The organism is Xanthomonas sp. DAR 80977 (assembly GCF_041240605.1).
Lineage (GTDB): Bacteria > Pseudomonadota > Gammaproteobacteria > Xanthomonadales > Xanthomonadaceae > Xanthomonas_A > Xanthomonas_A bundabergensis.
Genome location: NZ_CP162487.1, coordinates 2,622,058 through 2,648,175, shown reverse-complemented (window position 1 = coordinate 2,648,175; position 26,118 = coordinate 2,622,058). Strand labels below are relative to the sequence as shown.

The 26,118-nt window shown below is 66.2% G+C and carries 5 protein-coding genes; 2 read left to right on the top strand and 3 right to left on the bottom strand.

Features of this window, described 5'->3' with window-relative positions; all coding sequences use genetic code 11:
• Positions 1-4 precede the first annotated feature (4 nt).
• The 3 genes from AB3X10_RS11285 to AB3X10_RS11275 form a co-directional block, all read right to left on the bottom strand.
• A complete protein-coding gene (locus AB3X10_RS11285; RefSeq protein WP_369981515.1) occupies positions 5-19,333 on the bottom strand; it encodes a non-ribosomal peptide synthase/polyketide synthase in 19,329 nt (6,442 codons plus the stop codon).
• Complete coding sequence (locus AB3X10_RS11280) at positions 19,330-19,614, bottom strand: acyl carrier protein (protein ID WP_369981513.1); 285 nt, start codon at positions 19,612-19,614, stop codon at positions 19,330-19,332. Before AB3X10_RS11280 ends, AB3X10_RS11285 begins: the two co-directional genes overlap by 4 nt.
• A 120-nt stretch (positions 19,615-19,734) precedes the next feature.
• Positions 19,735-21,390 carry a fatty acyl-AMP ligase gene (locus AB3X10_RS11275; protein ID WP_369981511.1) on the bottom strand — a complete coding sequence of 552 codons (1,656 nt, stop codon included), beginning with the start codon at positions 21,388-21,390 and terminating at the stop codon, positions 19,735-19,737.
• A 483-nt stretch (positions 21,391-21,873) separates the two neighbouring features.
• On the opposite strand from AB3X10_RS11275, the gene AB3X10_RS11270 reads away from it, so the two are divergent.
• Together AB3X10_RS11270 and AB3X10_RS11265 are read left to right on the top strand one after the other, a co-directional pair.
• Positions 21,874-24,312, top strand: a complete 2,439-nt coding sequence (locus tag AB3X10_RS11270) for a penicillin acylase family protein (protein ID WP_369981509.1) — start codon at positions 21,874-21,876, stop codon at positions 24,310-24,312.
• 42 nt (positions 24,313-24,354) lie between these two features.
• Complete coding sequence (locus AB3X10_RS11265; RefSeq protein WP_369981507.1) at positions 24,355-26,097, top strand: cyclic peptide export ABC transporter; 1,743 nt, start codon at positions 24,355-24,357, stop codon at positions 26,095-26,097.
• Positions 26,098-26,118: the final 21 nt, after the last annotated feature.

Below are 26,118 nucleotides of genomic sequence, written 5' to 3'. Positions count from 1 at the left end.
GTTCTTATTCATTTATCGATTCTCGATCCAGCATCTCGCGAAGCTCTTCCTCGGAAAGCGAATCCAGCTCACGCTGCATGAGTTCAAGCTCATCGCCCAGAAAGACCGCCTTCTGCAGCTCGTCGACGGCAGCAGCCAACTCCAGGAGCGTCGGTTTCTCGAACAGCGCTCTCAGCACGACGTCGACCTGGAATTGCTCGCGGATCCGGATCACCAGCTGCATCACCAGCAGCGAGTGCCCGCCCAGCTCGAAGAAGTTGTCCTGGCGTCCCACCTGCTCCAGGCCCAGCAACTCCTGCCAGATCGCCGCGATCGCCTGCTCCACCTCGCCCACCGGCGCCTCGTAGGCGCGGCTGGCCACCGCCGCCTGGCCCGGTGCCGGCAACGCCTTGCGGTCCAGCTTGCCGTTCGGCGTCAGCGGCAGCGCCTCCAGCGTCACGAACGCGCTGGGCACCATGTACTCCGGCAAGGCCTGCGACAGCGCCTCGCGCAGCGCCGTCGCCGACAGCTCGGCCCCTTCCGCCGCCACCAGGTACGCCACCAGCCGCTGGTCGCCCGGCACGTCCTCGCGCGCCAGCACCACCGCCTCGCGCACGCCCGCGCATGCGCTCAGCCGGGCCTCGATCTCGCCCAGCTCGATCCGGAACCCGCGCACCTTCACCTGGAAGTCGTTGCGCCCCAGGTACTCGAGCGTGCCGTCCGCCCGCCAGCGGCCCAGGTCGCCGGTCCGGTACATCCGCGCCTGCGCCTCGCCCGCGAACGGGTCGGCCAGGAACCGCTGTGCGGTCAGCTCCGGCCGGTGCAGATAGCCGCGCGCCACGCCCACCCCGCCGATGTGGATCTCCCCCGCCACCCCGATCGGCACCGGCTGCCCTTGCCCGTCCAGCAGATAGATCCGCGCGTTGGCGATCGGCTTGCCGATCGCCGGCCCGCCCGCCGACACCGCCACGTCCTCGATCGTCGCATCCACCGTGCACTCGGTCGGGCCGTACATGTTGTGGAAGCCCACCACCGAGGAGGCCCGCAACCGCTCCCACAGGTTCGGCCCGATCGCCTCGCCGCCCAGCAGCACGCTGCGCGGACGCTGCCCGCCCGGCGCCAGCAGCCCCGCCGCCAGCCACGCCTCCAGCTGCGAGGGCGTGCTGTCCACCGCATCGATCCGCTGCTGTTCCAGGAACGCCACCAGCGCTGCGGCATTGGCCCGCAGCGCCTGCGGGATCAGCACCAGGCAATGCCCGGACAGCAGCTGCAGCAGCCCCTTCAGCGACATGTCGAAGGAGAACGCCGCGTTCAGCGCCACCCGTGCATTGGCGGGGCAATGGCGGTGCGTGGTCTGCGTCATCACCTGCCAGAAGTTCACCGCCGAGCGGTGCTCGACCATCACCCCCTTGGGCTGGCCGGTCGAACCGGAGGTGTAGATCACGTACGCCAGGTGCCGCGAGCTCAGCCCGGGAACCACCGGGTCGTGCGCCGGTGCGGCGCTGTCATGCGCCAGGTCGTCCAGCACCAGCAGCGGCGCGGCTGCTGTGGCCAGCATCGGCAGCTGCGCGTGCAGCGCGGCCTGGCTGACCACCGCCATCGGCGCGCTGTCGGCCAGCATGTAGGCCAGCCGCTCGGCCGGATAGGCCGGATCCAGCGGCACATAGGCGCCGCCGGCCTTGAGGATGCCGAGCAGGCCGACCACCATCTCGACGCTGCGCTCGGTGCACAGCGCGACCCGGTCGTCGGGCTTGACGCCCAGGCCGATCAGCCGGTGGGCGAGCCGGTTGGCGCGGCGGTTCAGCTCGGCATAGCTCAGCGCCTGTCCGTCGTACTCCACCGCCGGCGCGTCCGGCTGCCGCGCCGCCTGCGCCTCGAACAGCCCATGGATCAACGCTTGTTGCGGATACGCCGCCTGCGTGGCGTTGAAACCGTGCAGCACCTGCGTGCGCTCGGCGGCCGGCAGGGTCTGCAGCTGGCGCACCGGCGATGCCGGCCGTTCTTCAAGCGCGGCAACCAATGCCTGGATGGAGGTCCCCAGGTACTGGACTACGCGCCCCGGATCGATTTTCGCGCCGCATTGAACGACCAGTGCGAAGCCTTGCCCGAAGTCATCGACGGACATGGTCAGGGGGTAGTTGGTACGGATCTCGTCGCTGACCACCCGTACGCCTACCCAGGCCTTGGCTTCCGGGCTGTCGTAGTCGTAGTTGTGCCGGTAGTTGAGCAACGCGGTGAACAGCGGCAGCGGCAACTGGATGCCACTGCACCGCTGTGCCACCGCCAGCGGCATCTGCTCGTGGGGCAGCAGTGCGCTCAGGCGCCGATAGGTCTCCTGGACCGCCTCGGCCGCCCCCAATCCGGCCAGCTGCAGCCGGATCGGCAGGGTGTTGATGAACATCCCCACTACATGCTCGGTGCTCTCCGTCTCCTGCATGCGTCCGGACAGCACCGTGCCGAACACCACGTCGTCGCGCCCGCTGCACTGCGCCAGCACCTGCGCCCAGGCCAGGTGGAACAGCACCGCCGGCGTCACCCCCTGCTGCCGCGCCGCTTCGCGGATCCGCTGCGCCAGCGCCTCGTCCAGCCGCAGACGCGCCTCCTCCACCTCGCCGCTGCTCTCCGCCTGTACGTCCAGCACCCCGAATGGCGCCGTCGGTTCGTCCACCTCGCCCAACTGCTCACGGAAATACGCCTCGTGCTCGGCGTCGGAGACCGCCGACATGCGTGCGATGAAATCGCGATACGGCATCGGCGCCGGCAGCGTGGCTTGCTTGCCCTGCAGCAGCGCCTGGATCTCCGACAGGATCAGGTCCTGGGCGATGTGATCGCAGACGATGTGATGGTTCAGCAAGGCCAGCAGCCATTCGCCCGTCGCCGGGTCGCGCGCCACGTAGGCGGCCAGGATCGGGGCCTGCCGCAAATCCAGCCGCATCCGCCGTGGATCGGTATGCGCCAGCAGCTGCGCCTGCGCCGGCGTCTCCGCCGACAGCGTCAACTCGTGGACCGGCAGCGACGCACGGCGCTGGACCACCTGCACCGGCTTGTTCAGTTCTTCCCAGTGCACCGCGCTGCGCAGGATGTCGTGGCGATCAATCACCCGCTGCAATGCGCCCAGGAACGCGTCCAGCCGCTCGCGGCCATCGAAGGCCACCATCGTGCACAGCAGATAGATGTCGCCGCCGTTCTCGCTTTCCAGCAGGTGGTGGAACAGGATGCCTTCCTGCAAGGGCGCCAACGGATAGATATCCTGGATGTTGGGAACGCCGCCGGGCACGCTGTCCACGACGCGGTCGATCTCCGCCTGGGTCAGGGTCGCCAGCGGCAACAGCTCGGGGGTGATCGCGATAGTCGCCGGCGTGATCGGGTTCGGCGGGACCGCGCCGCGTTTGATCGCCGGCGCTGCCAGCGCCAGATGCGCCGCCAGCGCGCTCAGCGTCGGGGCCATGAACACGCTGCGCACGTCCGCGCTCAGCCCGCGTTGGCGCAGCTGCTCGATCAGGCCGATCACCAGCAGCGAGTGCCCACCCAGCTCGAAGAAGTTGTCGTGGCGTCCGGCCCGCTCCAGGCCCAGCAACTCCTGCCAGATCGCCTCGATCGCCTGCTCCACCTCGCCCACCGGCGCCTCGTAGGCGCGACTGGCGACCGCTGTCTGGTCTGGCGCCGGCAACGCCTTGCGGTCCAGCTTGCCGTTCGGCGTCAGCGGCAAGGCCTGCAGCGTCACGAACGCGCTGGGTACCATGTATTCCGGAAGATCCCGCAACAACTCTTCGCGCAGGGCGGTCGCCGCAAGATCCACGCCCTCCTGCGGCACCACATAAGCGATGAGCCGCTTTTCGTCGGATGCCGCCTTCTGCGCGATCACCACCGCTTCGCGCACGCCGGCACACGCTGCCAGCTTGACCTCGATTTCCCCCAACTCGATGCGGAACCCACGCACCTTCACCTGGAAATCGTTGCGTCCCAGGAATTCGATGTGCCCGCCATCGCGGTAGCGCGCGCGATCTCCGCTCTTGTACATGCGCGCGCCTGGCGCGGCGCTGAAAGGATCACGCAGGAAGCGTTCGGCCGTCAGCTCGTCCCTGTTGAGATAGCCGCGGGTGACGCCGTCGCCGCCGATGTAGATCTCGCCGGCGACGCCCAGCGGAACAGGCTGCAGCTTTGCGTCCAGAATATAGATCTGGGTATTGGCCAATGGACGCCCGATCGTCACGCTAGCCATCGTCTCGTTCAGCGCGTCGTATTGCACGTATGCGGCGGTACAGGTGACGGTGGTTTCCGTCGGCCCATAGGTGTTGATGAGTTTGAGCGATGCCGGGCGCAACGCATCCCACGCCTGCAGCTTCTGGGTGGACAGTGCGTCGCCGGTGACGTTGAGCAGCCGCAGGTTCTTCAGTTCCCGCTGCGCCTTGCCCGGATCGCGCTGCCATTCCGTGACCAGCGTGTGCCAATGCGCCGCGGTGATATGGACCACGGTGAGCGGCAAGGCCGCATCCGCGTTGGCGGCGCCGAAGATGCGGCTGGTCGGCACCAGGGTGGCGCCGCCGCACAGGGCCGGAAACATTTCCTCCACCGATACGTCGAAATTCAACGAGTTCTGCTGCAGCACGATATCGGTCGGCACAATGCCGAACAGGCTCACCGCATCGAACACGTAATTGACCAGGCCACGATGTTCGACCATCACGCCCTTGGGCAGACCAGTGGTGCCGGAGGTATAGATCACGTAGGCGAGGTGGTTCGGCGCAAGATCGGCCACGACCGGATCGTGTTCCGGCTGCAGGGCCAGCGTCTCGTCCTGGTCCAGCGTCAGCACCGGAATCCGCGCAGCGTCGGCGCTGCAGCGCTGCGCGATGCCGCCGAGGTTGGATTGTGTCAGCAGCACGATGGGGCGGCTGTCGTCCAACATGTAGGCCAGGCGTTCGGGCGGGTACGCAGGGTCCAGCGGCACATAGGCGCCGCCGGCCTTGAGGATGCCAAGCACCCCGATCACCATCCATGCATTGCGCTCGGCACAGATCGCGACCCGGGTATCGGGTTTGACGCCGAGTTCGATCAGGCGATGGGCCAACCGATTCGCGCACCGATTCAACTCGCCATAGCTCAGCGGCTGCCCTTCGAACAGCACCGCGATGGCATTGGGATGGGCCGCGGCCTGCGTCTCGAACAACGCATGGATGCACCGATCGTGCGGGTAAGGCCTTTCGGTCTCGTTGAACTCCACCAGCAACTGATGAAGCTCGGCATCGGTCAGCAACGGCAGTTCGCTTACCCGCAGCTGCGAATCGGAAACCAGCGCCCGCAGCAGGATGTCGAAGTGCCCGGCCAATCGCTCGATCCGCGCCCGATCGAACAGATCGGTCGCATATTTCAGGACCCCGCGAATGGCATCGCCTTCCTCCAGCAGCGCCAAGGACAGATCGAACTGCGACGTAGGGCTTTGTGTCTCCTGCGCTGTCAGCGTCAGCCCCGGCAGGCAGAAATCGCTCTGTGGCGTGTTCTGCAGATCCAACGACACCTGGAACAGGGGGCTGTGGCTCAGGCTGCGTTCGGGCTGCAACGCCTCGACCACCTGTTCGAACGGGAGGTCCTGGTGCGCATACGCCCCCAGCGTCGTCGCCCTGACCTGCGCCATCAGCTCGGCGACGGTCGGGTCCGCGTTCAGGTCCACCCGCAAGGCCAACGTGTTGACGAAGAAACCCACCAGCGGCTCGATCTCGGCGCGCTGCCGGTTCGCCACCGGGGTGCCGATCACGAGGTCGTCCTGGCCGCTCAATCGCGACAGCAGTGCCGACCACCCCGTCAACAACGTCATGAACAAGGTGGTGCCATGGCGTTGCGAGAAATCGCGCAATGCAGCGACAAACTCGCCGGATAGGCGTATCTCGACATCGTCGCCTGCATAGCTCTGCACCGCCGGCCGCGGCCGATCGGCCGGCAACTCCAACAATGCCGGCGCGCCGCGCAGATGTTCCTTCCAGAAGGCGAGCTGTTCCTGCAGCACCGCGCCCTGCAACCAGCGCCGCTGCCATGCGGCGTAGTCCGCGTACTGCACCGGCAATGCCGGCAATGGGTCGGGTTGGCCCTGGCTGAAGGCGGTGTACAACGCACTGATCTCGCCTACCAGCACCCCGATCGACCAACCGTCGGAGATGATGTGGTGCTGGTTCACCAGCAGCACATGGTCCCGTTCGGAGAGCTGCAACAGCCGGCCGCGGATCAAGGGACCGTGTGCCAGGTCGAATGGCGCGCGCGCTTCGGTGACGCTCAGCTCGGTCACTGCCGCTTCCTGCGCGACGACATCCAGCCCGCGCAGATCGTGCATGGCCAGGGCGAACCCGATGTCCGCCGCGGCGATCACTTGTTGCGGCTCGCCCTGGACGCTGGCGAAGGCGGTGCGCAGGCTCTCGTGCCGCGCCACGATCCGGTCCAGGCTCGCCTGCAGCGCAATCTGGTCCAGGGTGCCGCTCAACCGCAGCGCCACCGGGATGTGGTACGCCGCGCCTGCGGCAGGGTCCAGTTGGTCCAGGAACCACAGGCGTTGCTGCGCCCACGACAGCGGCAGCACCCCTGCGCGGTCCACTGGCACGATCGCTTCCTGTACCGTCCTCGCTGCCGCTGAGGCCGCGTGCGCCAGCCGCGCCAGCACGGGCTGCGCGAACACCTCGCGCAATGCGACTTCCACGCCCAGCGCCGCACGCAGGCGCGTCACCAGCCGCACCGCCAGCAGCGAGTGCCCACCCAGTTCGAAGAAGTGGTCGTGCCGACCGACTCGTTCCAGGCCCAGCAACTCCTGCCAGATCGTTGCCAGTGCCTGCTCCATCTCGCCGACCGGCGCTTCGTAACTGCGGCTGGCGACCGCCGCCTGGTCCGGCGCCGGCAATGCCTTGCGGTCCAGCTTGCCGTTCGGCGTCAGCGGCATGGCCGCCAGCGTCACGAACGCACTCGGCACCATGTACTCCGGCAAGGCCTGCGACAGCGCCTCGCGCAGCGCGGCGACCGCCGGCGCATGCTCGTCCATCGGCACGATGTACGCCACCAGCCGCCTGTCGCCCGGCATGTCCTCGCGCGCCAGCGCCACCGCCTCGCGCACGCCGGCGCAGGCGGCCAACCTGGCCTCGATCTCGCCCAGCTCGATCCGGAAGCCGCGTATCTTCACCTGGAAGTCGTTGCGCCCCAGGTATTCGATGGTGCCGTCCGGCAACCAGCGGCCAAGGTCGCCGGTGCGGTACATGCGGGCCGTTGGATCGCCGGCGAACGGGTCGGTCAGGAACCGCTCCGCGGTCAGCTCGGGCCGATGCAGGTAGCCCCGCGCCACGCTGACGCCGCCGATGTGGATGTCGCCGGCCACACCTACCGGTACCGGTTCGCCGTGCGCATCCAGGAGGTAGATCTGCGCGTTGTCGATCGGCCGACCGATCGGCGGCAGTGCAGGCCAATCCGAGGGCGTGCCGACCAGGCTCAGCGCGGTGACCACATGGGTCTCGGTCGGGCCGTAATGGTTGTGCAACCTGCAGGTCGGGTTTCTTTCGAAAAACGCCTTGATCACGGGATTCGCAAACAGCTGTTCACCGGCCGTCACCACGTTGCGCAGCGCCGGCAAGGTGGTACCAGCATGCTGCGCAGCCGCTGCGAGCCCTTGCAGCGCGACGAAGGGCAGGAAGATCCGCTGCACCTGCTGCGCATCGAGGAAGCGCAGCAGTTCGAAAGGATCCTGCCGGACCGCATCGTCCACCAGGAGCAAGCACCCGCCCGAACCCCAGGTATAGAAGATCTCTTGGAAAGCGACGTCGAAGCCGAGTGCGGAGAACTGCAAGACCCGCTCGGATACGGCAGCGCCAGCACCGGGCCTGTTCTGCCAAGCCAGCAGGTTGCGCAACGCCCGGTGCGGCATCGCAACGCCCTTGGGCTGGCCGGTCGAGCCTGAGGTGTAGATGACATAAGCCAGGTGGCGGGAACTCAGCCCATCCGGCTCGGGATCGTGTTCCGGCTGTCCCGCCAGTTCCTCGAGGCCCTCTTCGTCCAGGTACAGGCGTGGCACCGACGCCGATGCGGTCGGCAGCGCCAACGACCGTTGCGTTAATACGACGGACGGTGCGCTGTCTTGCAGCAGATAGGCAAGGCGTTCGGCGGGATAGGCCGGATCCAGCGGCACGTAGGCGCCGCCGGCCTTGAGGACGCCGAGCAATGCGACGACCATCTCCACGCTGCGCTGCATGCAGATCGCGACGCGGTGGTCGGGCTGTACGCCGAGTGCGATCAGGCGATGCGCGAGCCGGTTGGCGCGCCGGTTCAATTCGCCATAGCGCAGCCGCTGGCCGTCATGTTCCACCGCGATGGCATCAGGCTGCTGCGCCGCTTGTGCCTCGAACACCGTGTGCACCACCTGCTGGTGCGGGTAGTCCGCCTGCGTCGCGTTGAATCCGGCCAGTACGTTCCTGCGCTCTGCTTCCGACAACAATGGCAGGCGACTCACCGTCTGGCCGTCATCGGCCACCATCGCCGCCAGCAACGTCGTCCAACAGCCTAGCATCCTCTCCACGGTTTCGCGGTCGAAGAGATCCGTGGCGTAGGTCACTTCTCCCAGCAGCCCTTCCGGCACTTCGCTCAAGGACAAGGCCACATCGAACTGCGCGGTCTTCTGCGTGTTTTCGAGCACCGACAAGGCCAGCCCTGGCAGATCCAGTCCGCTACCTGCAGGCGTATTGTTCAACCCCAGCATCGCCTGGAACACCGGGCTGTAGCTGAGGCTGCGTTCTGGCTGCAGCGCCTCGACCACCTGCTCGAACGGCAGGTCCTGGTGCGCGTACGCCGCGAGCGTCGTCGCTCTCACCTGCGCCAGCAACTCGGCGACGGTCGGGTCAGCCCCCACGTCAACGCGCAAGGCCAGCGTGTTGACGAAGAAACCCACCAGCGGCTCGATCTCGGACCGTTGCCGGTTCGCCACCGGGCTGCCGATCACGACCTCGTCCTGGCCACTGAACCGCGCCAGCAGTACCGACCAGCTGGCCAGCAAGGTCATGAACAAGGTGGTGCCGTGATGCTGCGACGCTGCGCGCAGCGCCGCCGTGAGTTCAGCGGTCACGTGGACCGGGATGCGCTCGCCCGCATAGCGCTGCACCGCTGGCCGCGGCCGATCGGTCGGCAATTCCAGCAATGCCGGCGCGCCGCGCAACTGGTCGCGCCAGAAGCCGATCTGCTCCTGCAGCACCTCGCCTTGCAGCCACTGCCGCTGCCATACCGCGTAGTCCGCGTACTGCACCGGCAACGCGGGCAACGGGTCGGGCGCACCTTCGCGGAAGGCGGCATAGAGAGCCCCGACTTCGTGCACCAATACCCCGATCGACCAACCGTCGGAGACGATATGATGCTGTGTCACCAACAGCACGTGTTCGTGCTCGGAGAGTTGCAGCAAGCGGCCGCGGATCAAGGGGCCACGCGCCAGGTCGAACGGCGCCCGCGCTTCGGCGGCACTGAACTCGGCCACCGCCACTTCCTGCGCAGTGGCATCCAGCTCGCGCAGATCGTGCGTGGCCATGGCGAACCCGGCGTTGGCCGGTGCGATCCGCTGCTGCGGTTCGCCCTCGACACTGACGAAGGTCGTACGCAGGCTTTCGTGCCGCGCCACGATCCGGTCCAGACCCGCCTGCAGCGCAGCGCGGTCCAGCGTGCCGCTCAACCGCAGCGCCGTCGGGATGTGGTAGGCCGCGCCCGCCGCATGGTCGAGCTGGTCCAGGAACCACAACCGTTGCTGTGCCCACGACAGCGGCAGCGTGCCGGCACGATCCGCCGGCAGGATCGCACCTTGCGACGACGGGCTCGCCGTGGAGACGCTCTTCGCCAGCAGTGCCAACGTCGGAGCGACGAACACGCTCCGCACTGCTAGCTCCACGCCCAGCGTCGCACGCACGCGCGTCGCCAGCCGCACCGCCAGCAACGAGTGCCCGCCCAGCTCGAAGAAGTGGTCGTGCCGCCCCACCCGTTCCAGGCCCAGCAGCTCCTGCCAGATCGCGGCAAGCGTCTGCTCGGTCTCGCCCATCGGTGCCTCGTACGCGCGGCTGGCCAGCGCTGCCCGGTCTGGCGCCGGCAGCGCCTGCCGGTCCAGCTTGCCGTTTGGCGTCAACGGCAGTGCTGGCAGGACGATGAACGCGCTGGGAACCATGTAGTCGGGCAATGCGCGCTGCAGCGACTCGCGTAGTACCGATACCGACACCGGCTCTTCCGCCTGGGAGACGACATAGGCGACGAGACGCTTGTCCTGCATTGCGTCCTCGCGCGCGATCACGACCGCCTCGCGTACCCCGGTGCACGCTGCCAACCGCGCCTCGATCTCGCCCAGCTCGATCCGAAATCCGCGCACCTTCACCTGGAAGTCGTTGCGCCCCAGGTACTCGAGCGTGCCGTCCGGCAACCAACGACCCAGATCGCCAGTGCGGTACATCCGAGCGTTCGCGTCTTCCACGAACGGATCGGCCAGGAACCGCTCGGCGGTCAGGTCGGGCCGGTTCAAGTAACCGCGTGCGACCCCGGCACCACCGATATGGATTTCTCCTGCCACCCCCACCGGTACTGGTTCGCCATGGCGGCCAAGGACATAGACCTGCGTATTCGCGATCGGCTGGCCGATGGGCACCGAGTCCCGCGCCTGACCCGGTCGCGACCGGTACATCGTCGCCCATACGGTGGCCTCGGTGGGGCCGTATTCGTTGTACAGCACCAGCTCCGGAACGAACCGTTCGGCCATCTTTTGGAGAGCGGGAGGGCAGACTTCACCCGCCACGATGACCTCTTTGAGGCTTCTTTCGTCGCCCCGCTTCAGTCCTTCGAGTACCAATCGCGCGAGCGAAGGGACACAGAGCAACGTGGTTATGCGGCGCCGTTCGATGTCCTCCGCAATGGCATCGGGATCTTGCCAGGCATCGCCATCCGATACGATCAGCGTCCCGCCTGTGAGCAGGGTGCCGAATATGCCGGCGACCGAACTGTCGAACGCAATGGACGACAACAGAAGGAAACGTTCGTATCTCGAATACGCACTTGCTCTGGCAAGAGTCGAAGAAACCAGATGCCTGTGCTCGATCATCACCCCCTTCGGCTTCCCGGTCGAACCGGAGGTGTAGATCACGTAGGCCAGGTGCCGTGCGCTCAGCCCAGCGATGACGGGATCCTGCGCTGGCTGTGCGGCCAACGTGGCATCGTCATCCAAGGCCACTACGGCCAACGCGGCCTCGGCGGAATGAAGTCTGCGGACCGTCTCTACCAGCGCCGCCTGGGCCAGCAACGCCACCGGCGCACTGTCGGCCAGCATGTAGGCCAGCCGTTCGGCCGGATACGCCGGATCCAGCGGCACGTAGGCGCCGCCCGCCTTGAGGATGCCCAGCAACCCCACCACCATGTCCACGCTGCGCGGCATGCAGATCGCCACGCGGTCGTCGGGTCGCACGCCCAACGCGATCAGCCGGTGCGCCAGCTGGTTGGCACGGGCGTTCAACTCGCCGTAGCTCAACTGCTGGTCGCCGCACTCCAGTGCGATCGCCTGCGGATGCTGCGCCGCCTGCGCCTGGAACAGCGTGTGGATCGGAACCTCCGGATATGCCGCCTGCGTCGCATTGAACCCATGCAGCACCTGCTCGCGCTCATCGGAGGACAGCAACGGCAGCCGACTGACCGGTAGCGTGGTCTCGGCCACCATCGCCGCCAGCAACGTCTGCCAATGCCCCAGCAGCCGTTCCATGCTCGCGCGATCGAACAGGTCGGCCGCATACACCAGCGCACCCGACAACCCATCGGGCGTCTCGCTCAGCGACAACGACAGGTCGAACTGGGCGCTGGGCGTGCCCGTCTCCACCGGCGCCAGGGCCAGGCCTGGCAACTGCAGAGCCCCCTCGCTGGGCGTGTTGTTCAAGCTCAGCATCGCCTGGAACACCGGGCTGTGGCTGAGACTGCGCGCCGGCTGCACCGCTTCGACCACCTGCTCGAACGGCAGGTCCTGGTGCGCATACGCGCCCAGCGTCGTCGTCCTGACCTGCGCCAACAGCTCAGCCACGGTCGGGTCGGCGCGCAGGTCCACGTGCAAGGCCAGCGTGTTGACGAAGAAGCCGATCAGCGGCTCGATCTCGGCCCGCTGCCGGTTCGCCACCGGACTACCCATCACCACCTGCCACTGCCCGCTCAGCCGCGACAGCAGCGCCGACCAGCTGGCCAGCAAGGTCATGAACAGCGTCGTGCCGTGCTGCTGCGACAGCGAACGGACGGCACCGACCAACTCCGCCGGCAAGCGCACGGACACATTGCCACCGCGATAACTCATCGTCATCGGTCGGGGCCGGTCGGTCGGGAGTTCCAGCAGGGCCGGCGCCTCGCCCAGCTGCGCCTTCCAGAACGCCAGCTGGTCTTCCAGCGCGGCTCCCTGCAGCCAACGCCGCTGCCAGGCGGCGTAGTCCGCGTACTGCACCGGCAACGCCGGCAATGGGTCGGGCGCACCTTCCCGGAAGGCGGTGTACAGCGCGCTGACCTCGCGCACCAACACCCCGATCGACCAGCCGTCGGAGACGATATGGTGCTGGGTCACCAGCAGCACGTGCTCACTCTCGGAGAGTTGCAGCAAGCGACCACGGATCAGTGGCCCTTGCGCCAGGTCGAACGGCGCACGCGCTTCAGCACGACTCAGCTTGGCGATGGCCGCTTCCTGCGCAGGAGCATCCAGCTCGCGCAGGTCATGCGTGGCTAGCGCGAACCCGATATTGGCCGGTGCGATGACCTGCTGCGGTTCACCCTCCACGCTGACGAACGTCGTACGCAGGCTCTCGTGCCGCGCCACGACCCGGTCCAGGCTGGCCTGCAAGGCCGTACGATCCAAGTCACCGCTCAGCCGCAGCGCCGCCGGGATGTGGTACGCCGCGCCTGCGGCATGGTCCAACTGGTCCAGGAACCACAGCCGCTGCTGCGCCCAGGACAGCGGCAACGCGTCGGTACGGTCCACCGGCACGATCGCCTCCTGCACCGTGGCCGCCGCGGCGGAGACGCTCCTGGCCAACGACGCCAGTACCGGCTGCGCGAACACCTCGCGCAAGGCCAGCTCCACGCCCAGCGTCGCACGCACGCGCGTCACCAGCCGCACCGCCAGCAGCGAGTGCCCGCCCAGCTCGAAGAAGTGGTCGTGCCGCCCCACCTGCGCCAGGCCCAGCAACTCCTGCCAGATCGTTGCGAGCGTCTGCTCCACCTCGCCCACCGGGGCTTCGTAACTGCGGCTGGCGACCGCCGCCTGGTCTGGCGCCGGCAGCGCCTTGCGGTCCAGCTTGCCGTTCGGCGTCAGCGGCAAGGCCGCCAGCGTCACGAACGCGCTCGGGACCATGTACTCCGGCAGCACCTGCAACAGCGCTTCGCGAAGCGCCATGGCCGACGGTTCGGCGCCTTCTTCAGCCACGACATAGGCCACGAGCCGCTTGTCACCCGGCACGTCCTCGCGCGCCAGCACCACCGCCTCGCGCACGCCTGCGCATGCCGCCAACCGGGCCTCGATCTCGCCCAGCTCGATCCGGAACCCGCGCACCTTCACCTGGAAGTCGTTGCGGCCCAGGTACTCGATCGTGCCGTCGGGCAACCAACGACCCAGATCGCCGGTGCGGTACATCCGGGCCATGGCGTCGCTGGTGAACGGATCGGCCAGGAACCGCTCAGCGGTCAGCTCGGGACGGTTCAAATAGCCACGCGCCACGCCGGCGCCACCGATGTGGATCTCCCCCGCCACCCCGATCGGCACCGGCTCGCCCTGCACACCGAGCACGTACACCTGCGTGTTGGCGATCGGCCGGCCGATATGGCCCACGAACCCGTCCGCCCGCGTCATCGCCGTCCAGGTCGAGTACGTCGTCGTCTCCGACGGACCATACAGGTTCGCCACCACCTGCGTCTGGCTTGCCGCGAACACCCGCTCCACCAGCGCCCGCTTCAGCGGCTCGCCGGCCAGGTTCACCGTCGTCACCGACGCCGGCAGCCCGTCGCCGTCCAGCACCGCCGCGATCGCCGAGGGCACCGTGTTGACCAGCGTCGTCCCGGCCAGCGCTGCGCCGGCCGACACCAGATCTGCCACCAGTCGCACCGTGCGGCCCGTGCTCAACGGCACGAACAGCTCGAACACCGCCAGGTCGAAGTTGATCGAGGTCGACAGCAGCGTCGTCGCCAGCTGCTCGGCCGAGAAGCTCGCCTGCGCCCACGCCACCAGGTTGGCCGCGTTGGCGTGTTCGATCATCACCCCCTTCGGCTTCCCGGTCGAACCGGAGGTGTAGATCACGTAGGCCAGGTGCCGCGATGTGAGTCCAGCGATGACCGGATCGTGCGTCGGTTGCTGAAGTAGTGCCGCGTCCGTGTCCATCGCCACCACTGCTAGCCCTGCATCGGCGGTATGGAGATCCTTCACAGTGCCGGCCAATTGCGCCTGGGTCAGCAGCGCCACCGGCGCACTGTCGGACAGCATGTAGGCCAGTCGTTCGGCCGGATACGCCGGATCCAGCGGCACGTAGGCACCGCCGGCCTTGAGGATGCCCAGCAGCCCCACCACCATGTCCACGCTGCGCGGCATGCAGATCGCCACGCGATCGTCGGGCCGTACGCCAAGTTCGATCAACCGGTGCGCCAGTTGGTTGGCACGGGCGTTCAACTCGCCGTAGCTCAACTGCTGGTCGCCGCACTCCAGTGCAATTGCCTGTGGCTGTTGCGCGGCCTGCGTCTGGAACAGCGCGTGGATCGGGGTGTCCTGCGGGTAGTCCATGCTGGTCGCATTGAACCCGTGCAGCACCTGCGCACGCTCGTCGGCGGACAACAACGGCAGCCGGCTGACCGGTAGCGTGGTCTCGGCCACCATCGCCGCCAGCAACGTCTGCCAATGCCCCAGCAGCCGTTCCATGCTCGCGCGCTCGAACAGGTCGGCCGCATAGACCAGCGCACCCGACAACCCGTCGGGCGTCTCGCTCAGCGACAGCGACAGGTCGAACTGGGCACTGGGCGTGCCCGTCTCTACCGGCGCCAGCGCCAGGCCTGGCAGCTGCAGAGCCCCCTCGCTGGGCGTGTTGTTCAAGCTCAGCATCGCCTGGAACACCGGACTGTGGCTGAGGCTGCGCGCGGGCTGCACCGCTTCGACCACCTGCTCGAACGGCAGGTCCTGGTGCGCATACGCGCCCAGCGTCGTCGTCCTGACCTGCGCCAACAGCTCGGCCACGCTGGGGTCGGCCCGCAGGTCCACGTGCAAGGCTAGTGTGTTGACGAAGAAGCCGATCAGCGGCTCGATCTCGGCCCGCTGCCGGTTCGCCACCGGGCTGCCGATCACCACCTGCGCCTGCCCGCTCAACCGCGCCAGCAGCGCCGACCAGCTGGCCAGCAAGGTCATGAACAGCGTCGTGCCGTGCTGCTGCGACAGCGAACGGACGGCACCGACCAACTCCGCCGGCAAGCACACGGACACATTGCCACCGCGATAACTCATCGTCATCGGTCGTGGCCGGTCGGTCGGCAGTTCCAGCAGCGCCGGCGCATCGTGTAGCTGCGTTTTCCAGAACGCCAATTGGTCTTCCAGCGGGGCACCTTGCAGCCAACGTCGCTGCCAGGCGGCATAGTCCGCGTACTGCACCGGCAACGCCGGCAAGGGGTCGGACGCACTGTCCCGGAATGCGCTGTACAGCGCGCTGACCTCTCGCACCAACACCCCGATCGACCAGCCGTCGGAGACGATGTGGTGTTGGGTCACCAACAGCACGTGCTCGCTCTCGGAGAGTTGCAGCAAGCGGCCACGGATCAGTGGCCCTTGCGCCAGGTCGAACGGCGCACGCGCTTCAGCACGACTCAGCTTGGCGATGGCCGCTTCCTGCGCAGGAGTATCCAGCTCGCGCAGGTCGTGCTCGGCCAAGGCAAAACCACTGTCCGCCGGTGCGATGACCTGCTGCGGTTCACCCTCCACGCTGACGAACGTCGTGCGCAGGCTCTCGTGCCGCGCCACGACCCGGTCCAGGCTGGCCTGTAAGGCCGTACGATCCAAGTCACCGCTCAGCCGCAGCGCCGCCGGGATGTGGTACGCCGCGCCTGCGGCATGGTCCAGCTGGTCCAGGAACCACAGCCGCTGTTGCGCCCACGACAGTGGCAGCACGCCGGTACGGTCCACCGGCACGATCGCCTCCTGCACCGTGGCCGCGGCAGCGGAGACAGTCTTGGCCAGCAACGCCAGCACTGGCTGTGCGAACACCTCGCGCAAGGCCAGCTCCACGCCCAGCGTCGCGCGCACGCGCGTCACCAGCCGCACCGCCAGCAGCGAGTGCCCGCCCAGCTCGAAGAAGTGGTCGTGCCGACCGACCTGCGCCAGGCCCAGCAACTCCTGCCAGATCGTTGCGAGCGTCTGCTCCACCTCGCCGACTGGGGCTTCGTAGCTGCGGCTGGCGACCGCCGCCTGATCCGGTGCCGGCAGCGCCTTGCGGTCCAGCTTGCCGTTCGGCGTCAGCGGCAAGGCCGCCAGCGTCACGAACGCGCTCGGGACCATGTACTCCGGCAGCACCTGCGACAGTGCTTCGCGCAGCGCGGCAACTGCCAGCGCATGCCCGTCCGTCGGCACGATGTACGCGACCAGCCGCTTGTCGCCCGGCACGTCCTCGCGTGCCAGCACCACCGCCTCGCGCACGCCTGCGCATGCCGCCAACCGGGCCTCGATCTCGCCCAGCTCGATGCGGAACCCGCGCACCTTCACCTGGAAGTCGTTGCGCCCCAGGTACTCGAGCGTGCCGTCCGGCAACCAACGACCGAGGTCGCCCGTGCGATACATCCGGGCCATGGCGTCGCTGGTGAACGGATCGGCCAGGAACCGCTCGGCGGTCAGGTCTGGACGGTTCAAGTAGCCGCGCGCCACGCCGGCACCGCCGATGTGGATCTCCCCCGCCACCCCGATCGGCACCGGCTCGCCCTGCACATCGAGCACGTACACCTGCGTGTTGGCGATCGGCCGGCCGATATGGCCCACGAACCCGTCCGCCCGCGTCATCGCCGTCCAGGTCGAGTACGTCGTCGTCTCCGACGGACCGTACAGGTTCGCCACCACCTGCGCCTGGCTTGCCGCGAACACCCGCTCCACCAGCGCACGCTTCAGCGGCTCGCCAGCCAGGTTCACCGTCGTCACCGACGCCGGCAGCCCGTTGCCGTCCAGCACCGCCGCGATCGCCGAGGGCACCGTGTTGACCAGCGTCGTCCCGGCCAGCGCTGCGCCGGCCGACACCAGGTCCGCCACCAGTCGCACCGTGCGGCCCGTGCTCAACGGCACGAACAGCTCGAACACCGCCAGGTCGAAGTTGATCGAGGTCGACAGCAGCGTCGTCGCCAGCTGCTCGGCCGAGAAGCTCGCCTGCGCCCACGCCACCAGGTTGGCCGCGTTGGCGTGCTCGATCATCACCCCCTTCGGCCGCCCGGTCGAACCGGAGGTATAGATCACGTAGGCCAGGTGCCGGGCGGTCAGCCCGGCGATGGTCGGATCGTGTGCAGGTTGCGCGACCAGTGTGGCGTCATCATCCAGTGCCACCACGGCCAGCGCAGTCTCGGCGGACTGGAGCCCGCGGACTGTCTCCACCAGTGCTGCTTGCGTCAGCAGCGCCACCGGCGCGCTGTCGGCCAGCATGTAGGCCAGCCGCTCGGCCGGATACGCCGGATCCAGCGGCACGTAGGCGCCGCCGGCCTTGAGGATGCCCAGCAACCCCACCACCATGTCCACGCTGCGCGGCATGCAGATCGCCACGCGGTCATCGGGCCGTACGCCAAGTTCGATCAACCGGTGCGCCAGTTGGTTGGCACGGGCGTTCAACTCGCCGTAGCTCACCTGTTGGTCGCCGCACTCCAGTGCGATCACCTGCGGCTGCTGCGCTGCCTGCGCCTGGAACAGCATGTGGATCGGCACCTCCGGATACGCCGCCTGCGTCGCATTGAACCCGTGCAGCACCAGCTCGCGTTCCGCTTCCGGCAGCAGCGGCAAGCGCGCAACCAGCTGCGTATCGTCGGCCACAAGCCCATGCAGCAAAGTGAGCCAAGACAGGCCAAGGCGCTCGATTGTCTGGCGTTCGAACAGCGCCTGGTCGAACTTGAAGGCGCACCGCACGCCCTCTTCCAATTCGATCGTCTCGAGCAGCAGGGGAATGGCGTCGTTGGCACCGCTGCGATACGCGGGATAGGAGGCCAACGCCACGCCGCCCCACGCCACATGGCCACCGGCCGTGGTTCCGTCCCACAAGCTACGCAGGCCGCCGCCATGCCTGGCGTTCTGGAACACGAACATGGTCTGGTAGAAAGGATGCTGCCCTGCAACGCGCAAGGGGTGCAAATCTTCGACCAGTAGCGCGAAGGGGTAGTCCTGGTTCTTCATCCCGCGCAATGCGGTGTTGCGCACCATGCGCAGCACGTCCGCAACGCTCGCGTCATCCTCGAACGAGGTTCGCAGCACGACAGGATTGACGAAGTCGCCCACCACGCCGTCCCATTCGGAACGGCTGCGACCCGGCATCGGCGAGCCGACCGAGATGTCGTCCTGACCGGTATGGCGATGCAACAGGATCTTGTAGGCAGCCAGCAGCGTCGTGTAAAGCGTGCCCGCATGGCGCCTGCCCAGCGCATGCAGGCCAAGACTCAACGCATGCGGGATCGTCAATACGATCTCGCTAAACTGGCCCGAGGCTGCTGCCGATGGCCGATCCGCCGGAAGCTGCAGGCTCTCCGCAGCACCGCGCAGGGCGTCTTTCCAATAAGCGCGCTGCGCCTGCGCTACAGGGCTCTGCAACCACTGCTCCTGCCAGCGGATATAGCCCTCGTAGCTGGCCGCGGAGTCGGAGTCCTCCCACTCGGCAGCCTCCCCACCAAGCAGCTCGCCCAGCTCTTCCAGCAAGCGCCAATAGGACCAGCCATCGACAGCGATATGATCGAACGCCAACAGCAGGACCTGCGTGCCGTCCCCGCGGCGATACAGGCCGGCACGGATCGGCGGCTGCCGGAAAAGATCGAAGGCCTGCGCGGCATCGTTCCGCACGCGCTGCAACAGCGCCTCATCGTCGAGCGCGTCGGTATCGTCAAGGATCAGCGGCACGTCTGCGGACTGCGCCACTGATTGCTCGACTTCCCCGGCATCCTCTCGAAAGCGGACGCGCAACATCGGATGGCGTAGCGCAAGCCGCCGAAGCGCGTGCGACAGATCGTCCGCCGCAAGTTGGCCGTGGACGACTGCAGAGAAGGCATTGTTGTGGCCACCCTGCGAGTCGGGATTGAGCCGATACAGGAACCAACGACTGCGTTGCGCAGCCGACAGCGGCATCCACGGCCCGGACTGCGCATCGTGCTTCATGCGTCGATCCTGCGATCATGGCCCAGCCGCACCGATTCGGCGTCAAGCACACCGAAATGCGCGTCCAGGAACTGCGCCAGTTCGTGGATGCTGGGATGATCGAACAGCCATTCAAGATCGACCTCGATGCCCAGCGACTCTTCGAGCTTGCGCGTCAGGCGCAAACCGATCAACGAATCGACGCCCTGCTCGGCAAAGGTCTGCGTCGCTGAGATACGCGCCGCATCGACGTCCATCAGTTCCGACAATGCATCCTTCAGCCACAGCTCGCGCGCGCTCATCAATCACAGCTCCTCAACCTTGAGAAAAAACGCCAAAGCCACCTAACGACGTGACAAACAGCAAATCCTTTGAGACGCACTCGCATGACCGCGCGACGAGCGGTCGATCAGCTGCCGATATCAATGCGACGCGGCACGCTCCAACCCGCCGGACAGGTAGTCCATCCGGCACTGCATCCGCCGTACCTTGCCGCTCGACGTGCGCGGCAACGCGCCAGGTTTGATCAGCACGATGTCCGCCACAGGCAAGCCGTATTCGGCATTGACCGATGCGCGCATCGAACCGAGCACGGCCGGCCAGTCAGGATGGCGTCGCAACCATTCGCGCTTGAGTTCGAACACCACCACCAGCCGTTCGCCGTCTTCGTCGCTTATGCCGAACGCGGCGCCGCCGGCTTGCCGCAAGGCTTCGTGGCTTTGCTCGCACCTGTCTTCGATATCTTGCGGCGCGTACTTCCGGCCGTTGACGATGATCAGGTCCTTGAGTCGCCCGGTCACGTACAGTTGGCCGTCGAGCATGAAGCCGAGATCTCCGGTACGCAGGTGGGCGGGGCCGGAACCGTCGATCTGCGCCTGGAAAACGCGTTGGCTCAACTCCGGCCGCATCCAGTAGCCATGTGCGACGCTGCGACCTCTGACCCAGATCTCTCCGCTTTGCCCCTCCGCCACTCTCGACAACGTTTCAGGGTCCACGATCTCGACGTGGGTGTCGCGCCACGGCGATCCGCAGCCGATGACTTCCGCACCAGCATGCCGATGCATCGCCGGCGCAGAGCCGACCTGCACGCCGGTGACCAACAACGTCGATTCCGCCATGCCATAGCACGGGTAGAACGCCTCCGCGCGGAAGCCATGCGCAGCGAATCGTTGCGTGAATCGGTCGATGACCGCGGCACGAATGGGCTCGGCTCCGCAGAATGCGACACGCCATGACGACAGATCGACCCCCGCGATGGCTGCATCCCTTACCGTGCGCGCGGCCAGATCGTACATGAAGTTCGGCCCGCCGCTGACGGTAATACGAAACTCGGAGATGATTTGCAACCAGCGCTCCGGATACTGCACGAATTCGGTAGGGGACAGGAAGCTCGCCGAGCATCCGGAATACATGAATTGCAGAACCCCGCCGACGAGTCCCATGTCGTGAAACAACGGCAGCGCAGTAAATAAGCGCGACTCTTCCGTGATTTGCATCCCATCTTGAATCGCTGCGCAATTGTCTACGAGATTTCCGTGGGTAACGACGACGCCTTTCGGATCTCCGGTCGAGCCGGAGGTATATTGAAGAAAAGCGGGCGTCGATGCCTCCACATGCGCCGGCTCCCATTGTGCAGCGCACACAGAGTCTGCGAACGTTTCCACGCGCTCACGCATGTCGATTCTGAGCAATGCCTCGGCCCCCAACGCCAATTCCGCCTGCACGAGCTCGTCGGAATCGAAGATGATCGCATGCGCACCGGCATCTTGGACGATGAGTTGTAGACGATTTTGCGAATTTTGCCGTCGCGGCGGAGACGCGGGCACAGCGACGACGCCCGCTAGCAGGCACGCATAGAACGCGACAACGAAGTTCTGTTGCGACTTGCACACCAGCACGGCCCGTTGCTGTTCCAGTCCCTGGGCTTGCAGCCGTTGCGCCCAGGCCGCAGCGCGCTCCCACAGAACACCAAACGTCATAACGTCATGAGCAAGCGTAGGGCCCCTGAAAAAGCGGCAAGCGACGCCATCCGAGTTCAGCTGCGTGCGTTGGAGCACGATCTCGGGAAAACTCTGCACGGCCACCCTCTCCTTGAGTAAGCTTCATTCTCCTGACGCATCTTGAGCCAACAGGCATCGGACAAGCAGCAGCAATGGCTGCAACGCTAGGTCCGAACGGGCTGAAGACGTCTTCCCCGGTGCTGGCCTGCAGAACATCGAGAGGCCAGCCCATCACTCCGATTTACTTTTCCATCGATATCTTGATTAGTCAAGCCCGGTCCGTGTATATATCCGCGACGGAATTACAGGGACGAACCGGAAAATGCCATGCTCTGCGCGTCGCTCTTCGAAACGGGCTTTTGACTGGACGAACCATCCGGGCGGGCATGGCGCCGGGACCGCGTTGCTGCCGGGCTCGCGTGCTGAAGCCGATGACCGTTTCATGACGTCGCATGCCGAACCGGAATTCGTTCTCCGCATGGCGTTCCTTGCCCGCAATCGGGATTCCCGACAGGCCCGCGGCATCGCGCGCATCGACGCGCCCTCGACCAGCGCCGTCTGATGACGCCGCGATCGTTTCCTCTGGCGAAGCGCCTGCTCGCGCTCGTCGTGCTGCCGCTGCTGCTCGGCGCGGCATGGCTGTTCTTTTCGCTGCAGGCGAGCCTGCCTGCCGATGGCACACTGCATCTGAAGAAGGGAGTCTCCGCGCCCGTGACGATCGCGCGCGACGCCAACGGCGTACCGCACATACGGGCCGACAGCGACGCCGATGCGTTCTTTGCTGTTGGCTATGTGCATGCGCAGGATCGGCTGTGGCAACTGGAGTTGCAACGACGCATGGCACGCGGCCGTCTTAGCGAGATGTTCGGCAAGGCCAGCATCGAGACGGATGTGTGGTTCCGCACTTTGGGCCTCTACGATTCTGCGAAGTCGGCCTGGCCCGCGCTCAGCCCGGAAGCGCAGCGATCGCTGACCGCGTATTCGGCCGGGATCAACGCCTGGATAGCCGAAAAGCACCCGCTGCCGGCAGAATTCCGGATGCTCGGCATCACTCCCGAGCCTTGGACCGAACTGGATTCGCTGGCCTGGATCAAGGTATTCGCGCTTGACCTGGGCGGGAACTTCCGCCGCGAAATCGATCGCTACATCGCCAGCCAGTCGCTGACGGATGCGCAACTCGCGGCCTTCTTCCCGTCCTATCCAGCCGACGCGCCAACGACGGTCGCCGCCGCCGCGGCCACCCGTCGCGATTCGCAGCACCTGATGGCCCTCGCCGCTTTCCAGCGGCGGCTGGAAAGTGCCTACGCGCTCGGCGGGCGCAACGTCGGCAGCAATGCCTGGGTCGTCGCCGGCCAGCATTCCAAGGGCGGCATGGCCTTGCTCGCGAACGATCCGCACCTGGGCCTGCAGATTCCTTCGCTCTGGTACGCGATCAGCGTCGACGCGCCAGCTTACAAGGTGTCGGGCATGAGCCTGGTCGGCCTGCCTGTAGCCGTTCTCGGACGCAATGCGCATATCGCGTGGGGCGGCACCAACATGATGGCCGACGCGCAGGATCTGTTCTTCGAACGACCCGATCAGGCCGGTGAACGCTACGAAGTCGACGGCGAATGGAGGCCCTTCCGGACGCGTACCGAGACGCTGCAGGTCCGCGCCGATTTTCCGCAGCAATTGCGCAAGCAATACGCGCCGGTGACACTGAAGGTTCGCGAGACCCGGCATGGCCCGATCATCAGCGACTACTACGGCGTGTTCGATCAGCCCGTCGCGCTACGCTGGACCGCGCTCGACCCGGGCGATACCAGCTACGAGGCTTTTTTCCGGCTGAACTACGCCACCGACTGGGAAAGCTTCAAGGCCGCCCTCGCACATCATGTCGCGCCGGCGATGAACATCCTCTACATCGATCGCAGCGGCAACATCGGCTATCTTGGCGCAGGACGCATTCCCATCCGCAAGCAGGGCCAGGGGACCCTGCCCTCGCCCGGCTGGGATGGCTCCCATGACTGGTCTGGGCATGTACCCGAAGCGGCGTGGCCGCAAAGCTACAATCCGCCCTCCGGGTACATCGTCAATGCCAACAACAAGGTCACCAGCGACGACTATCCCTATCTGATCTCGCACGACTGGGCGTCTCCGTCGCGCGCGCGCCGCATCGAGCAATTGCTGCGGCAGCGCATCGACACGGGGCAGCTCCTGACGGTCGGCGACATGCAGCGGATCCAGGCCGACACCACCGACCTGGAGGCGGCTGCGCTGATGGCGGAGCTGAAGCAACGCCTGCCACAAGGGGAGCATGGCGCCCAGGCCGCGACCTATCTGAAGACATGGAACGGCGACATGCGTGCGGACAGCCAGGCCGCGGCGATCTTCACCGTGTGGATGCGGCACTTTCGCCAGCGCGTCTTCGGCGAGAAACTGCATGGTGCGTGGAACAACCCGCAGGCATCGAAGATCCTGCGGGGCATGCAAGGCGATGTGTCTCTGGCGTATCTGCGCGAGATGCTGCACGGCAACGATCCCGTCTGGTGCGACGACAGCGCGACCCCTGCGCGCGAGACCTGCGATGCCGACCTGGCCGCTGCGCAGAACAGCGCCCTGTGGGAGTTGTACAAGCTGAAGGGAGATTGGAGCATGGCCAGCTGGCGCTGGGGCGGAATCCAGAACACGGTATACGCGCATATTCCATTCAGCCAATGGAAGCCGTTGGACAAGGTGTTCGAGCGCCGCATCGGGAACGGCGGCTCGGAAAACACGATCAATGTCGCCGCTTCGGATTTCGCCGGAGCCGACGGCTACCTGCAAAAGTTCGGCGCAGGGTTCAGGCAGGTCGTCGCCTTGCGTGGCGCCCATGCCGAGCACTACTACATGAACTCGACAGGCCAGTCCGGCAACGCGCTGAGTCCGCACTACGACGACATGGTCGAGCCGTTCCGCGACGTGCACTACCGCGTATTGGATAGCACCTTCGACAAGGGTCGAACTTCCGCCGCGCCCTGAGTCGGTACGACAGGAACGTTGGATACTCCCAGGAGCCGCGAGATGAACATGTTTGCCGAGTTTTCCCGCAAGGCGCCCAACAAGGTATTCCTTTCGATCGTGCTCGGCGGTCTCTCGGGCGTTTGCTATTCGTTGCTGATCCCTTTGATCCTGAGCGTGCTCAAGCCGGGCGACGCTCGCCTGGACGAAATCGCAACCGCGCCTACCCGAGTGTTCTCGTTGGAGATCGCCAACGCGCCGTTTGCGCTGATCTTCATCACGGTATGCTTGTTCATCCTCGTCAGCAGGACCCTGTCGCAGGTGATGCTGAGCCGAGTCGCGATCGATGTGGCGTCGCAACTGCGCACTGGCCTGTATCGGCAGATCGCCAGCGCTCCGCTTTCCGCGCTAGAGCGTATCGGCTCCGCACGCCTGCTCACCGCCCTGACCACAGACGTTCCGCGCATCGTGCTAGGCGCGCGCATGCTGCCTGACCTGCTCATCAACATGGTCACCTTGATCGGCATGCTCGGTTTCCTGTTGATCCTCAATTCCGACGTCTTCTGGTTCGTCCTCGGATGCATCGCTTTCGGCGTGCTGACCTATCAGGTGCCGATGATGATCGGGCGCCGTTACTTCATCCGCGCACGCCGCGGGTTCGATGGCCTGCAGGAATCGATCAACGGCCTGTTGCGCGGCATCAAGGAACTCAAGCTCAACGACGGCAAGCGCGAGGCCTATTTCCAATCGGTGCTGATGTCCTACGAGAACGAGGTGCAGCGCAACGAGAAGGCCGGCCACACCATCGTGCGCACCGCCAGCAACTACGGCGATCTGCTCAGCTTTTTCGTGATCGGCTCGATCATCTTCGTCTTCGTCAACTATCGCGTGGTCAGCAACCAGGAACTGGTCGGCGTCATCATGGCCTTGTTGTACGTGACCGGCCCGGTTTCGATCATTCTCAACTACGTCCCCCAACTCGCCATCTCGCGCGTGTCGATGCAGCGTGTGGCCAAGCTGTTCGCCGAGATCCCCAGCGAAGACATCGCCCCGCGGCAGGAGGCGCCGCTGGCTTGGGAACGCGTGCGATTCGAAGCTGTCCGCTATCACTACGACGGCGCCGGCAACGGCTTCGAGGTCGGGCCCTTGGACCTGGAGTTCTGCAAGGGCGAGATCACGTTCATCGTCGGCGGCAACGGCTCGGGAAAATCGACACTCGGCAAGCTGTTGACCCTGCACTACCGCGCCGACGGCGGAGTCATCTATTTCGGCGACCAGGCCATCACCAGCACTTCGATCGGCACCTACCGCCAGGCCATCGGCGCGATCTATTCCGACTACCACCTCTTCGATCAGATTCTGGGCGTGACCGACGAAGGCCTCGCGGCGATGGTCGATCACTATCTGCATGCGCTCCAGCTGGACGGCAAGGTGAAGTACCAGCAGGGCAAGTTCTCGACCTTGTCGCTGTCGGATGGGCAGCGGCGGCGCATGGCGCTGCTCGCGGCGATGATAGACGACAAGGAACTGTACCTGTTCGACGAATGGGCCGCCGATCAGGATCCGACCTTCAAGGCGGTGTTCTACGACGAGATACTCCCGTCACTGAAAGCGAAGGGCAAGGCGGTTGTGGTCATCACTCACGACGACCGCTATTTCCATCTTGCCGACCAGGTCGTCATGCTCGGCGAAGGGATCGTCACCCGCGTGGATCGGCAATGCGGTCAAGCTGCGGGCCGACCGACGTCGCAAGCCGATTCGCTGGCGAATGCAGTGGATGGGCCGGCCACGTTGAAAGCGGTCTAGGGCCGGCCCCAGCACCAGGGC

What these genes read in the sequence shown, in the direction of transcription:
- AB3X10_RS11270 (WP_369981509.1), top strand. Translation starts at nt 21,874, where the DNA reads ATGACGCCGCGATCGTTTCCTCTGGCGAAGCGCCTGCTCGCGCTCGTC.
- AB3X10_RS11285 (WP_369981515.1), bottom strand. Translation starts at nt 19,333, where the DNA reads ATGAAGCACGATGCGCAGTCCGGGCCGTGGATGCCGCTGTCGGCTGCG.
- AB3X10_RS11280 (WP_369981513.1), bottom strand. Translation starts at nt 19,614, where the DNA reads ATGAGCGCGCGCGAGCTGTGGCTGAAGGATGCATTGTCGGAACTGATG.
- AB3X10_RS11265 (WP_369981507.1), top strand. Translation starts at nt 24,355, where the DNA reads ATGAACATGTTTGCCGAGTTTTCCCGCAAGGCGCCCAACAAGGTATTC.